Origin of the sequence: Phycicoccus sp. 3266, from assembly GCF_031456495.1 — a bacterium.
GTDB lineage: Bacteria > Actinomycetota > Actinomycetes > Actinomycetales > Dermatophilaceae > Pedococcus.
The window spans coordinates 89803-102579 of sequence record NZ_JAVDUW010000001.1; the positions used below are offsets into that span (position 1 = coordinate 89803).

Below are 12777 nucleotides of genomic sequence, written 5' to 3' on the forward strand. Positions count from 1 at the left end.
GTGCCCGCATGCGCGGACTCCTGCAGCGACTTCTCGGACGGGCCCGCCCGGCACGCCGCAGGGACGGCACCCAGCCGCCGACCCGGGTGCCCGGGCAGGCGGCCCGCGGTCCGGCAGCCACCACCCCCGGTGCTCGTGCCTATCCGGGCGACTACACGGGCACTCCCCGGCTCTCCTACTCCCCCAGCCCGGACGGCGAGCCCGACCCGGGCGAGATCGTGTGGACGTGGGTGCCCTACGAGGAGGACCATGCCCAGGGCAAGGACCGCCCCGTGCTGGTCGTCGGCCGCGACGGCGCGTGGCTGCTCGGCCTCATGCTGACCAGCAAGGACCACGACCGCGACGCCGCCGACGAGGCGCGGTGGGGTCGGCAGTGGGTCGACATCGGCGTGGGCGCGTGGGACCGGCAGCGTCGCCCGAGCGAGGTCAGGGTCGACCGGGTGCTGCGCGTCGACCCCGCGGCCGTGCGCCGCGAGGGCTCCGTGCTCGACCGGGCACGGTTCGAGCAGGTCGCCGACGCGGTCCGCGACGCCCACCGCTGAGCGGCTCGACGGGCTGGGGCGTCTTGGCGCAGATTTGCCTCCCTCTTGGGCAACCCCTCACCGCGCGCTGACCTGTCGATGGGATGCCGCCCCTAGCGTCACGGATGGCCAGGGGACCACCGAGACGAGGGGGACACATGAACACCCGCACGCTTCCACGCAGGGCCACGACCGCCGCGGCCACCATCGCCGCCGCACTCGCCTGCGTGGCGACCCTAATGGCCGCGCCGGCCGACGCCGCACCCTCCGGGACGACCTCGCCCGGGACAGCGACCGCCGGCGCCCGCCCGACCCCGGCCGCGCGCGACGCCGGCATCCGGGCCGGCGGCGACGCCTACATGGGGTGGGAGCAGGACGGCGGCCCGACGTCGCGGCCGGCCCCGCCCGTGACGGCCCCGTCGGGCGCGACGAGCCTGGCAGCCGCCACCCAGACCCCGGGCATGGACGTGTCGAAGTGGCAGGGCAACGTCGACTGGGCCTCGTGGTGGTCCCAGGGGAAGCGGTTCGCCTACGTCAAGGCCACCGAGGGCACGTCGTACCAGAACTCCTACTTCGCCCAGCAGTACAACGGCTCGTACAACGTCGGCATGATCCGTGGCTCGTACCACTTCGCCCTACCGGACAACTCCTCCGGCACGTCGCAGGCCGACTACTTCGTCGACCACGGGGGCGGCTGGTCGGCCGACGGCAAGACGCTGCCCGGCGTCCTCGACATCGAGTACAACCCCTACGGCGCGACCTGCTACGGCCTGAGCCAGTCCTCCATGCGCAGCTGGATCGCGGCGTTCACGAGCCGGTACAAGGCGCGCACGGGGCGGGACGCGGTCATCTACAGCACGACGAGCTGGTGGACGACCTGCACCGGCAACACCAGCCAGTTCGCCAGCACGAACCCGCTGTGGATCGCGCGGTACAGCTCGACCGTCGGCACGCTTCCCGCGGGGTGGTCGTACTACACGTTCTGGCAGTACACCGACAGCCCGCTCGACCAGGACTGGTTCAACGGGGACCTGACCCGGCTCAAGGCGCTCGCCCTGGGCTGAGGGGGCACGCCGTGGGCCGAGGGCGGTCGCCCGAGCTGAGGGCGGTCGCCCGAGCTGAGGGCGGTCGCCCGAGCCGAGGGCGGCCCGGACGGTCCGCCGACCGGGCCGCGGCACGACGAAGGGCCGGTCACCGTGACGGTGACCGGCCCTTCGAGACGTCAGGGGTGCCTCAGAGCGAGGCGGCCTTCTTCGCCATGGCCGACTTCTTGTTGGCGGCCTGGTTGGCGTGGATGACGCCCTTGCTCACAGCCTTGTCGAGCTTCTTGGACGCGATCTTCAGCGCCTCCTGCGCCGCGGCGGCGTCGCCGGAAGCGGCAGCCTCGCGGAACTTGCGGATGTGGGTCTTGAGCTCGCTCTTGACGGCCTTGTTGCGCTCGGTCGCCACGCGGTTCGTCTTGATCCGCTTCAGCTGGGACTTGATGTTTGCCACAGGGTGTTTCTTTCTGGTTGGTCGGTGGGTTGCCGTTAGAGGGCGGCAGAAGCCACTCGGGACCAGGCGTGGGGCACCTGTGGTTGAGCGGCTCTGGGTGTTGCTGTCGTGCGCGCACGACCTAGGCGCGCACGCGAGGAGGAAATCTACCAGCCGGGTCCCCACTCCCCCAAAACGGCGAGCCTTGCCTGCGACCGCCCCCGGGAGGCTGTTCCAGGGCCTGCTTCGCAACTCCATTCACGCGCGCACAGGTGCGGGCACTCAGCGCCCCGTGCGGGCCTCGCTGATGGTTAGGATCGCCCGCTCCACGGCATACACGGGATCACGGCCGCCGCCCTTGACCTCGAAGTCCGCCTGCGCAACCGCCTGGATGGCCTCGGCGAGGCCCTCGGGGCCCCAGCCGGACAGCCCGCGCCGGGCCTTGTCGACCTGCCACGGCGCCATGCCGAGCTCGCGCGCGACATCGGCGGACCGGCCCCGTCCCGCCGCCCCCACCTTGACCAGCTGGCGCAGCTGCTGGGCCAGGACGGCCACGATCGGCACGGGGTCCACGCCGGTGGCGATCGCGTGCCGGAGCAGCCGCAGCGCCTCGCCGGTCTGGCCGGCGACCGCGGCGTCGGCGACCCGGAAGCCGGTCGCCTCGACCTTGCCCCCGTGGTACCTGGCAACGAGCTCCTCGTCGACCACGCCGGTGGTGTCGGCGACGAGCTGGCTGCAGGCTGCGGCGAGCTCGCGGACGTCCTTGCCCACGGCCTCGATGAGGGCACGGACGGCGTCGGGGGTCACCTTGCGGCCGGCACGGCGGAACTCGTGCGTCGCGAACTCGCTCTTGTCGCGGTCCGTCTTGATCGCGGGCGCGTCGAGCACCCGCGCCTTGGACTTCTTCAGCGTGTCCAGGACCTTCTTGCCGCGCTGCCCGCTCTTGTGGGTGACGACCAGGGTCACGTCCGGCTCGGGAGCGGCGAGGAAGGCGAGCAGGTCCTCCTGCAGCTCGTCCGGCGCCTCGTCGAGGTCCTCGACCACGAGGCACTTCTCGCCGCCGAACAGGGACGGGCTGGCGTGGATCCCGATCGAGCCCGCCTCGTACGTCGCCGCCGCGAGCCGCACCACCTCCAGGTCCGGGGCGGTCGCCTTGAGCTCCTCCAGGGTGCTGGCCAGGGCGCGCTCGGCGAGCACGCCCTCGGGACCGGCGATCAGGACGAGCGGCGGCACGCTGCGGGTGGGTGTCGCGGTCACGGGCACAGCCTGCCACGTGGGGACGACAGCGCCGAAGGCGCCGTGGGCCGCCCCGGGTCTGCCCGTCAGCCTCCCGGGCAGGTGGCCTCACCCGGCGCGAGGCCGGGGTGGATCGCGCCGTCGCGGTCGGCGACCGATCCGACGGCCGTGCGGCCCGCGCGGGTCGCCACCACCTCGGCGAGCACCGACACCGCGATCTCCGCAGGCGAGTCCGCGCCGATGTCGAGTCCGATGGGCGCCCGGACCGTGTCCAGCTCCTCCGGCGCGACGCCCTGCGCGAGCAGCCACTCGCGCCGCCTCGCCTGGGTGCGTCGGGACCCCATCGCCCCGATGTATGCCGTGCCGGCCGCGAGCGCGGCCAGGATGGCCGGACCGTCGACCCCGTCGTGGTGGCTGGTGACGACGAGCGCGTCGAGCCCGTCGGGGATGCTGGTGTCGTCGGCCGTGACCGTGACGTCCCAGCCGAGGGGCGGGGTCATGGCGAGCAACGCGTCCGCCACCGGACCGTCGCCGACCACCCGCATCGAGAACGTGTCACCCATGCGGCCAGTATGGCGCGCCCAGCCCACGCGGCCGGTTCCGTCGAAGCGCTGACCCAGTCGAGAAGGTGGCTCAGTCGAAGGACATCGTGGTGGCGCCCGAGGCGTCGAGGCCCAGTCCCTTGAGCCGGGCGGCGACGACGTCCGGCGGCAGCTCCAGGCTCTCGGCCAGCTCCTCCACCGACAGGCCGAGCTCGACACCGTCGCGCAGCTCCTCGTCGGCGTCGGCGGTCCACGCGTGCCCGCCGGTCACGGCCGTGCGGGCCGACGGCGCCGGCGGCGGGTCCTCGGCCACGGGTCGGGGGTCCTCCACCGGCGGCCGGGGGTGCTCTGCGGCGTCCTCCCCAACGCGGCCCATCGTCGTGCCGGCCAGCGCGCCGGTGGCGCCGCGCAGCGCCGGTTCGCGCACCTCGACCGGCGGCGGTGCGGTCTCGTCGAGGCGGCGCAGGGCCGCGAGCACGCGCTCGCGGTCGGTGGTGGGCCAGAAGGGCGGCAGCGAGCGCTGGAGGAACCCGGCATACCGCGCCGTCATCATGCGCGAGTCGAGGAAGGCGACCACGCCGCGGTCGTCGGAGCGGCGGATGAGCCGCCCGGCGCCCTGCGCGAGCCGCAGCGCGGCGTGGGTCGCGGACACGGCCATGAACCCGTTGCCGCCCATGCGGGCGATGGCCTGCGAGCGCGCGGAGGCGAGCGGGTCGTCCGGGCGCGGGAACGGGATGCGGTCGATGATGACGAGCTGGCACGACGAGCCCGGCACGTCCACGCCCTGCCACAGCGTGAGGGTGCCGAACAGGCAGGTCTGCGGGTCACGCGCGAACTGGCGCACCAGTGTCGTCACCTGGTCCTCGCCCTGGCACAGGAACCCGATGTCGCCGTCGAACCGCTTGCGCATCTCCTCGGTGGCGGCCTTGGCAGCCCGCATCGAGGAGAACAGCCCCAGGGTGCGGCCGCCGGCCGCCCGGACGAGCGCCTCGATCTCGTCCATCGCCGCGTCGCTGAGGCCGTCGCGCCCCGGCGCAGGCAGGTGCTGGGCGACGTAGGCAATGGCCTGCTGCGGGTAGTCGAAGGGGCTGCCGACGTCGAGCCCGCGCCACTCGGGCGCACCCTCTCCGCGCAGCCCCATGGTCCCGGCGACGGCGTCGAACGTGCCCCCGAGCTCGAGGGTCGCCGACGTGAGCACCACCGTGCGGTCGCCGAACACCTTGTCGCGCAACAGCATCGCAACGCTCATCGGGGCGACCCGCAGGATCGTGCCGCGGCGCGGGTCACGGCTCACCCAGATGACGTCGAGCTCGCGCTCCTCCAGCACCCGGGCGGTGTTCTCGAAGACCTCGTCGATGGCGGCCTGGGCGACCTTGCGGGTGCCGTCGGCCTCGGTCCCCTTCTCGGGCTTGAGCTCGGACTGCACCTGGCGCGTCGTGTCCCGCACCCGCGCGAGTGCGAGCCCGAGCGAGTCCGGTATGCCGGTGAGCCGCCCCTCGGGCAGCTCGTCGAGGACCCCCTGCAGGAAGGCCGCCGCGTCGTCGACCGCCTCCGTCGACTCGGCCAGCCGGGAGGCACGCTTCGCCGCGGCGGCCACCGCGTTGGCGGTGATCTCGTCGGTCACCGTCGAGGTGACCCGGTCGACGAGCTCGTGTCCCTCGTCGACGACGAGCAGGTCGTGCTCGGGGAGCATCTGCCGGCCCTCGAAGCTGTCGATCGCCATGAAGGAGTGGTTGGTGACGATGACGTCGCACTCCTTGGCGGCCTCGCGCGACCGCTCGACGAAGCACTCGGCGATCATCGGGCACTTGCCGCCCATGCACTCGTGCGCGCTGACCGACACCTGCCGCCAGGCCCGCTCGCTCACGCCGGGCACGAGCTCGTCGCGGTCGCCGGACTCGGTGACCTCCGCCCACTCCCGGAGCCGCACGACCTCGGCGCCGAGCCTCGACGCGGCCCGGTCGACCTCGCCGACGTCGAAGAGGCCGTCCTCGTCGTCGGGGAAGCCGCCCTCGAGCTTGTGCGCGCAGAGGTAGTTGCGACGGCCCTTGACCAGGCCGTAGGTGGGCCGGCGCCGCAGCAGGGGCGCGAGGGCGTCGGCCAGCCGCGGCATGTCGCGGTCGACGATCTGGGCCTGCAGAGCCAACGTCGCGGTCGCGACGACGGCGGGCTTGCCGGTGGCCTGGGCGTGCAGGATCGCGGGGACGAGGTAGGCGAGGGACTTGCCGGTGCCGGTGCCCGCCTGCACGAGGAGGTGCTCGTCCTTCTCGACCGCCTCCTGGACCGCGTGGGCCATGGCGACCTGGCCGGGCCGCTCGATGCCGCCGACCCCCTGGACGGCGGCGTGCAGGAGCTCGTCGAGGGTCGCCATTGGGCCAGCCTATGGGGTGGCGGTGTCAGCCCGGAGGGGTGTGCACACGGGCCCCGCGGACCGCGGTTCAGTCCCCGCCATGGGCCACGAGCGGGCCGCCGTCGACCCGCCGGGCCATGGTGACGTCGTCGCGGTCGTCGCCCGCGCCGACCCGGATCGCACCCGGGATCCTGCCGACCTCGACGTACCCGACCTGCCGGTAGAGCCGGCTCGCACCGGACCCGCTGCGCACCGACAGCTGGAGCAGCTCCGCACCCTCCTGCCGAGCCAACCGGTGCAGCCCGGCCATGAGGACGAGCCCGAGGCCGCGACCCTGCCGGTCGGGGTCCACCATCAGCCGGTACAGCCACCGGCCGTGGTGCAGCAGCGGGTTCTCCGGCCGCACCCACCACGCCCAGCCGACCAGCTCGCCGTCGGGGTCGCGCAGGGCTCCGGCCACGGCGTTGCCGGCGGCCATCTGCTCCTCGTGCCGCGCCACGACGGCGGCGACGTCCTCCCGGGGAGCCCCCGGGAGGAACCCCACCGCTCCCCCGGCGTCGTTGACCCGCTGCCAGAGGTCGACGAGGTCCTCGCGGGTGGCGGCGTCGAGCAGGTCGACCCGCTCCACCCGTGGCGCCTCGAACACGAGCGACAGCGCCTCGTCGGGCCGGTCGTCGGCCAGCACGACCTCTCGCCCCGTGCGCGCCAGACCGCTCGCGAGGGCTGTCCGCACCGAGGCGGTGTTGTGCTCCTTGACCAGGGCACGGACGGGCAGGTCGGGACCCCACTCGGTCGCCATCGCGACGGCCGCACGCCCGGCCTCGCGGGCCAGCCCGCGCCCCTGCGCCTCGAGCACGAAGCGGTAGTAGAGGTTGAGGTAGGCGTCGCCGCGCTGCACGCCCACCCAGCCGACCGGCATACCGGACTCGCGGTCCTGCGCCACCCAGTAGCCGAAACCGTGCTCGTCCCAGTGCCGGAGGATCCGGGCGAGGAACTCGGCGTTGGTCTCGGGGGTGCCCAGCACGTGCGGCGCGTGCGTGTAGAGCCGCGGGTCGCTGTGGACCGTCGAGTGGAAGTCGCGGTCGGCCTCGGTGGGACGCCGCAGCACGAGGCGGCGGGTGGTTGTCTGGAAGGGTGGTGCGGGCACGCGCCGGACGCTACCGGGGCCCACCGACGCCGCGCCCGGGCACCGGAGGGTGGCGCAGCTGGTAGTCCAGGAACGCCTCCTGGAGCGTCCGGAGCAGGCGCGCGTGGTCGGTCCGCAGGCCGGTGCTCGCCAGGGTCACCGGCGACCCGACCAGACCCAGGTTGGCGCGGGCCGCGGAGCGTCGGAGCCGCCCCATGCGCGCGAGGTAGCTGTCGGGGTTCCGCACCGTGACCACGACGACCGGACTGCCTAGGTCGGTCCGCTCCGACACCTCGACGACGTCGGCCCACGGCACCCGACCCACCGCGGTGGCGGAGCTGTGGTCGTCCAGCCCCTCGCCGTCGACCACGAGGCCACCGCCCCGCACGGCCATGCGCACCCAGACACGAGGAACACGCCGAACGTGACGGCCCCGAGCACCCCCACGACGACGCCCAACGCCCCGCCGAACAGCACCAGCAGCACCGACACGGCGATGAACCCGATGCACCCCAGCAGCGCCAGCAGGCTCTTCCCCCGGCTGCGCTCGAACTCCACCCGCACGCCCCGAGTATGGCCGAGTCGGCCGTACCCCGCCGGGCGCCATGGGCTCACCCGGTTGGCGACCTGCGAAGATGCTCGCGATGACCTCCACCGCGCCGCTCGCCGACCTCGTGCCCGTGGGCGCCTCCCCCGACGACGTGTATGCCGCGTTCGCCGGCTGGTCGGAGGAGCGCGGGCTGCCGCTCTACCCGCACCAGGACGAGGCCCTGGTGGCGCTGCTCGACGGCGAGAACGTCGTCCTGTCGACCCCGACCGGCTCCGGCAAGTCGCTGGTCGCCACGGGTGCGCACCTGGCCGCGCTGGCGAGCGACCGGGTCAGCTTCTACACGGCGCCGATCAAGGCCCTGGTGTCGGAGAAGTTCTTCGACCTGTGCGAGCTGTTCGGTGCCTCGGAGGTCGGGATGCTCACCGGCGACGCGTCGGTGAACCCGGACGCGCCGATCATCTGCTGCACCGCGGAGATCCTCGCCAACATCGCGCTGCGCGAGGGCCGCGACGCCGACGTCGGGCTCGTCGTCATGGACGAGTTCCACTACTACGCCGAACCGGACCGCGGGTGGGCGTGGCAGGTGCCACTGCTGGAGCTGCCGCAGGCCCAGTTCGTGCTCATGTCCGCCACGCTCGGCGACGTCACGCCGATTGCCGAGGACCTGACCCGGCGCAACGGCCGCGAGACCGCCCTCGTGACGGGCACCCAGCGGCCGGTGCCGCTGTCCTTCTCCTGGGCCATGACACCCCTCGACGAGACGGTGGAGGAGCTGCTGACGACGCGGCAGGCCCCGGTCTACGTCGTCCACTTCACCCAGGCGGCGGCGCTCGACCACGCCAAGGCCCTCCTCGCGCAGAAGGCGACCCGCTCGGTCGACAAGGAGGCGATCGCCGCGCGGATCGGCGGTTTCCGCTTCACCGCAGGTTTCGGGAAGACCCTGTCGCAGCTGGTGCGCAACGGGATCGGCGTCCACCATGCGGGGATGCTGCCGCGGTACCGGCGGCTCGTCGAGCAGCTGGCGCAGGACGGCCTGCTCCAGGTCATCTGCGGCACGGACACCCTCGGCGTCGGGATCAACGTGCCGATCCGCACGGTGCTCTTCACCGCGCTGGTCAAGTACGACGGGTCGCGGCAGCGGGTGCTGCGCGCCCGGGAGTTCCACCAGATCGCGGGGCGGGCCGGGCGCGCGGGGTTCGACACGAGCGGCTCGGTCGTCGTGCAGGCACCCGAGCACGTCATCGAGAACGCCAAGGCCCTTGCCAAGGCGGGCGACGACCCGAAGAAGCAGCGCAAGGTCCAGCGCAAGAAGCCGCCGGAGGGCACGGTCTCCTGGACCGAGCAGACCTACGACAAGCTCGTGCACGCCGAGCCCGAGCCGCTGGTGTCCCGGATGCGGGTCGACCACGCCATGGTGCTCAACGTCGTCCAGCGCCCGGGCGACCCCGTGCGCGCGCTGTCCCGGCTGCTGCGCGACAACCACGAGACGCCGCGCAACCGGGCACGGCTCGCCCGACGCGCGATCACCCTCGGCCGGTCGCTGCTCGAGACGGGTGTGCTGCAACGCGTCTCACCTCCAGGCCCCGACGGGCGGGGCGTCGAGCTCGACCCGGACGTGTCGGACGACTTCGCCCTCAACCAGCCGCTGTCGCCGCTGGCGCTGGCGTCGTTCGAGGTGCTCGACCCCGAGTCCCCCACCCACGCGCTCGACGTCGTCTCCGTCGTCGAGGCGATCCTGGACGACCCGTGGCAGGTGTTGCTGGCCCAGCAGTTCAAGGCCCGGGGCGAGGCGGTCGCCGAGATGAAGGCCGACGGCATCGAGTACGAGGAGCGGATGACGCTGCTCGAGGACGTCACCTGGCCCAAGCCGCTGGAGGACCTGCTCGAGGCGACGTTCGAGATCTTCCGGCGAAGCCACCCCTGGGTGGGCGAGAGCGCCCTGTCGCCGAAGTCGGTGGTGCGCGAGATGTACGAGCGCGCCATGACGTTCACCGAGTTCGTGTCGGCGTACCAGCTGTCGCGCTCGGAGGGCACGGTCCTGCGCTACCTCACCGACGCCTACCGGACGCTGCGCCAGCTCGTCCCGGCTGCCGCGCGGGACGAGCAGTTCGACGAGCTGCTGGAGTGGCTCGGCGAGACGATCCGCCAGACCGACTCCTCACTTCTGGACGAGTGGGAGGCGCTGACCGACCCCGACGCCCAGGAGCGGCTCGCCGACCTCGAGGGGCTGCACGCGCACCTCGGCACGCGTCCGAGCCGCCCCATCACCGGCAACGAACGCGCCTTCCGGGTCATGGTGCGCAACGCGATGTTCCGCCGGGTCGAGCTGGCCAGCCGCGACCGGTTCGTGGACCTCGCCGCGCTGGAGCGGACGAATGCCGCGCTGCCCGAGCCGCCTCGCCAGCCCCTCATGGACGAGGCCGCGTGGGACGCGGCCCTCGGCGCCTACTGGGACGACCACGACGCCATCGGCACGGACGCGGCCGCCCGCGGACCGGCGCTCCTGGCCGTCGACGTCACGACCGGACCTCCAACCGGGCTTCCCGAGGGCGAGGACGAGGCACCCGAGCACCGGCTGTGGCTGGTCCGGCAGACGTTGGCCGACCCCGACGACGACCACGACTGGGTCGTCGAGGCCACGGTCGACCTCGATGCGTCGGACGAGGCCGGCGAGCCGGTCGTCCTCACCACCGCCCTGCGCCGCCTCTGACCTGTCCTCTGACCGCCGCCTCTGACCGCCGCCTGTGACCGAAATGCCGTGGACGGCCGGCGCGTGCACCTGACACCGTCACGGCCATGGAGCAGGACGAGAGCTGGGACGAGACGGCGGCCGCGCTATACGACACCCCGGGCGAGGGCATGTTCGCCCCCGAGGTGCTCGGCCCGACCGTGGACTTCCTCGCCGGCCTCGCCGGGGACTCCCCCGCCCTCGAGCTCGCTATCGGCACCGGCCGCGTCGGCATACCGCTGCGCGAACGTGGCGTCGTCGTCGCCGGCATCGAGCTGTCCGAGCCGATGGTGGCCAGGCTGCGCGAGAAGGTGGGCGAGGCGCAGCTGCCCGTGACGGTCGGCGACATGGCGACGACGCGGGTCGACGGCGAGTTCGGGCTCGTCTACCTCGTCTTCAACACGGTCTCGAACCTGCTCACCCAGGAGGCCCAGGTCGAGTGCTTCCGCAACGCCGCGCGGCACCTGTCGCCCGGTGGCCGGTTCGTCGTCGAGCTGTGGGTGCCGCAGCTGCGCCAGCTGCCGCCGGGGTCACCGGCCACCGTCTTCGCCGCCGAACCGGGGTACGTCGGCCTCGACACCTACGACACCGTCGCGCAGCAGGTCGTCTCGCACCACTTCCGCTTCGGGCGTGGCCGCGACGCCCGGCACGGCATCAGCGCGCAGCGGTACATCTGGCCAGCGGAGCTCGACCTCATGGGCCGGCTGGCCGGGTTCGAGCTGGAGGCGAGGTATGCCGACTGGGACCGTTCGGAGTTCACGGCCGAGTCCCGCTCGCACGTGTCCGTCTACCGCCTCCCCGAGAGCGCGTGACCCGTGTCAGCCGCGCTGGAGCAGCTCGCGCAGGCTGGTCGCCGGGTGGCCGGTGAGCCGCGGCACGGCGTCGCTGACGGTCGCGAGCTCACCGGCGGCGATCGCCGTGTACGTCGAGACCCAGGCATCGACCTGCCAGTCCGGGGCGCCGTAGGACGCGCGTGAGGCGTAGGCCTCCTCGAGCGTCTCCGGCTCGTAGCGGGTCGGCGTGTCGGTCACCTCGCTGACCACCTGCGCCACCTCGTCCAGGGTGAGGGCCTCGGGACCGGTGAGGTCGTACGCCGCACCGGCGTGCTGCTCGGGGTCGGTGAGGACGGCCACGACCGCGTCGGCGATGTCGTCCTGCGCCACGGCCCCCACCCGTCCGTCGCCCGCGGGCCCACGGATCGCGCCGTCGACGGTCATCATCGGCAGGAAGTCGGCATACAGGCTGTCGCGCAGGAAGGTCCACGACAGCCCGCTCGCGCGCAGGTGCTCCTCGGTGGCCCAGTGGTCGCGGGCCAGGGTGAACGTGGCGTCCGCCGCGGCGCCGAGGAACGAGGTGTAGACGACGTGCCGCACCCCGGCTGCCACCGCCGCGTCGACGAATGCGATGTGCTGGTCGACCCGGTCGGGCGTCTCCGCCCCGGAGACCATGAGGAGGACGTCGATCCCACGCAGGGACTCCCGCGCACCGGTCGGGTCGGCGTAGTCGCAGCGGCGCCGCACCCACTGCGAGGGGGCCTCCACGCGGTCGGGGTGGCGCGCGAGGAGCACGGCCGGGGCGCCTGCAGCCACCAGGCGGTCGAGGACCTTGCGGCCCAACCGCCCGGTGACCCCGGTGAGCCCGATCACGGTCGCGCTGTGGTCAGCCATGCGCCGACGCTACGCCCGGCGAGGGTTTCCGGCTCGTCGCTCCTCGCCGGACGCCACGCCACCGGACCGGAGGTCGACGGGCACCCCGTCGAGCTCGAGGGTCATGAACACGCTGAACTCGTCCGCGGCATACGGGCCGAACGGCCCGCACTCGACGAACCCGTGCCGCGCGTACATCGCGCGCGCGGGGGCGAACTCGGCCTGCGGGCCGGTCTCCAGGCTGAGCCGCCGGTAGCCGCGCCCGCGGGCCTCGGCGACGAGGTGGCGCAGCACCAGGGCGCCCACGCCGCGGCGGCGGTGCGCCGAGCCCGTGCGCATCGACTTCACCTCGCCGTGGGTCGGGTCGAGCTCGCGGAGGGCGCCGCAGCCGATGGCCTGCTCGCCGTCCCAGACGCTCCAGAACGTCAGGTCGGGCGCGGCGAGCCGCTCGAGGTCGAGGGCGTGCACGCTGTCGGGCGGGCTGTACCGGTGCATGTCGGCGAGGTGCTCGGCCAGCACGACCGCCACCTCGGGCGTGTCGAGTCCGCCGAGCCGGATCTCCATGGGTGCCAGTGTCTCGCGGACGCCGAGGACCGAGTGGTGCG

Annotated in this window: 12 protein-coding genes; 4 read left to right on the top strand and 8 right to left on the bottom strand. The window is 73.3% G+C overall.

The window, feature by feature from the left end; translation table 11 throughout:
* Nucleotides 1–8: 8 nt before the first annotated feature.
* On the top strand, nucleotides 9–542 hold the full coding sequence (locus J2X64_RS00430; RefSeq protein WP_310148021.1) for a type II toxin-antitoxin system PemK/MazF family toxin: 534 nt from the start codon (nucleotides 9–11) through the stop codon (nucleotides 540–542).
* Between the two features lie 137 nt (nucleotides 543–679).
* Entirely contained in the window at nucleotides 680–1585 is a 906-nt protein-coding gene (locus tag J2X64_RS00435) for a GH25 family lysozyme (protein WP_310148025.1), read from the top strand.
* 169 nt (nucleotides 1586–1754) lie between these two features.
* Here the strand turns inward: J2X64_RS00435 and rpsT are convergent, their stop codons facing one another.
* The 6 genes from rpsT to J2X64_RS00465 all read right to left on the bottom strand — a co-directional run bounded on the left by rpsT (nucleotide 1755) and on the right by J2X64_RS00465 (nucleotide 7642).
* The gene (gene rpsT / locus J2X64_RS00440) at nucleotides 1755–2015 is read right to left on the bottom strand and encodes a 30S ribosomal protein S20 (RefSeq protein ID WP_310148027.1); all 261 of its coding nucleotides are present in this window, start codon (nucleotides 2013–2015) and stop codon (nucleotides 1755–1757) included.
* Nucleotides 2016–2276: 261 nt separating this feature from the next.
* Nucleotides 2277–3251 (bottom strand): DNA polymerase III subunit delta, encoded by a 975-nt coding sequence (gene holA, locus J2X64_RS00445; protein ID WP_310148030.1) that lies wholly within the window; start codon nucleotides 3249–3251, stop codon nucleotides 2277–2279.
* Between the two features lie 65 nt (nucleotides 3252–3316).
* Complete coding sequence (locus J2X64_RS00450; protein WP_310148033.1) at nucleotides 3317–3793, bottom strand: XdhC family protein; 477 nt, start codon at nucleotides 3791–3793, stop codon at nucleotides 3317–3319.
* 70 nt (nucleotides 3794–3863) lie between these two features.
* Nucleotides 3864–6143, bottom strand: coding sequence for an ATP-dependent DNA helicase (locus J2X64_RS00455; protein WP_310148035.1), 2280 nt, complete (start codon nucleotides 6141–6143; stop codon nucleotides 3864–3866).
* Between the two features lie 67 nt (nucleotides 6144–6210).
* Complete coding sequence (locus J2X64_RS00460) at nucleotides 6211–7269, bottom strand: GNAT family N-acetyltransferase (RefSeq protein ID WP_310148038.1); 1059 nt, start codon at nucleotides 7267–7269, stop codon at nucleotides 6211–6213.
* A 10-nt stretch (nucleotides 7270–7279) separates the two neighbouring features.
* Nucleotides 7280–7642 carry an STM3941 family protein gene (locus J2X64_RS00465; RefSeq protein ID WP_310148040.1) on the bottom strand — a complete coding sequence of 121 codons (363 nt, stop codon included), beginning with the start codon at nucleotides 7640–7642 and terminating at the stop codon, nucleotides 7280–7282.
* Nucleotides 7643–7892: 250 nt separating this feature from the next.
* Between J2X64_RS00465 and J2X64_RS00470 the strand changes: the two genes are divergently transcribed.
* Together J2X64_RS00470 and J2X64_RS00475 are read left to right on the top strand one after the other, a co-directional pair.
* Nucleotides 7893–10508 (top strand): DUF3516 domain-containing protein, encoded by a 2616-nt coding sequence (locus J2X64_RS00470; RefSeq protein WP_310148043.1) that lies wholly within the window; start codon nucleotides 7893–7895, stop codon nucleotides 10506–10508.
* A gap of 86 nt (nucleotides 10509–10594) precedes the next feature.
* On the top strand, nucleotides 10595–11338 hold the full coding sequence (locus J2X64_RS00475) for a class I SAM-dependent methyltransferase (RefSeq protein WP_310148044.1): 744 nt from the start codon (nucleotides 10595–10597) through the stop codon (nucleotides 11336–11338).
* 6 nt (nucleotides 11339–11344) lie between these two features.
* Here the strand turns inward: J2X64_RS00475 and J2X64_RS00480 are convergent, their stop codons facing one another.
* Nucleotides 11345–12193 (bottom strand): SDR family oxidoreductase, encoded by an 849-nt coding sequence (locus J2X64_RS00480; protein WP_310148046.1) that lies wholly within the window; start codon nucleotides 12191–12193, stop codon nucleotides 11345–11347.
* Nucleotides 12194–12202: 9 nt separating this feature from the next.
* Nucleotides 12203–12736 carry a GNAT family N-acetyltransferase gene (locus J2X64_RS00485; RefSeq protein ID WP_310148048.1) on the bottom strand — a complete coding sequence of 178 codons (534 nt, stop codon included), beginning with the start codon at nucleotides 12734–12736 and terminating at the stop codon, nucleotides 12203–12205.
* Nucleotides 12737–12777 lie beyond the last annotated feature (41 nt).

Bases quoted from the DNA above. Each gene is read 5' to 3' on its own strand.
- J2X64_RS00430 (WP_310148021.1), top strand. From the start codon at position 9: ATGCGCGGACTCCTGCAGCGACTTCTCGGACGGGCCCGCCCGGCACGC.
- J2X64_RS00470 (WP_310148043.1), top strand. From the start codon at position 7,893: ATGACCTCCACCGCGCCGCTCGCCGACCTCGTGCCCGTGGGCGCCTCC.
- J2X64_RS00465 (WP_310148040.1), bottom strand. From the start codon at position 7,642: ATGGCCGTGCGGGGCGGTGGCCTCGTGGTCGACGGCGAGGGGCTGGAC.
- J2X64_RS00435 (WP_310148025.1), top strand. From the start codon at position 680: ATGAACACCCGCACGCTTCCACGCAGGGCCACGACCGCCGCGGCCACC.
- J2X64_RS00480 (WP_310148046.1), bottom strand. From the start codon at position 12,193: ATGGCTGACCACAGCGCGACCGTGATCGGGCTCACCGGGGTCACCGGG.
- J2X64_RS00455 (WP_310148035.1), bottom strand. From the start codon at position 6,143: ATGGCGACCCTCGACGAGCTCCTGCACGCCGCCGTCCAGGGGGTCGGC.
- J2X64_RS00450 (WP_310148033.1), bottom strand. From the start codon at position 3,793: ATGGGTGACACGTTCTCGATGCGGGTGGTCGGCGACGGTCCGGTGGCG.
- J2X64_RS00475 (WP_310148044.1), top strand. From the start codon at position 10,595: ATGGAGCAGGACGAGAGCTGGGACGAGACGGCGGCCGCGCTATACGAC.
- J2X64_RS00485 (WP_310148048.1), bottom strand. From the start codon at position 12,736: ATGGAGATCCGGCTCGGCGGACTCGACACGCCCGAGGTGGCGGTCGTG.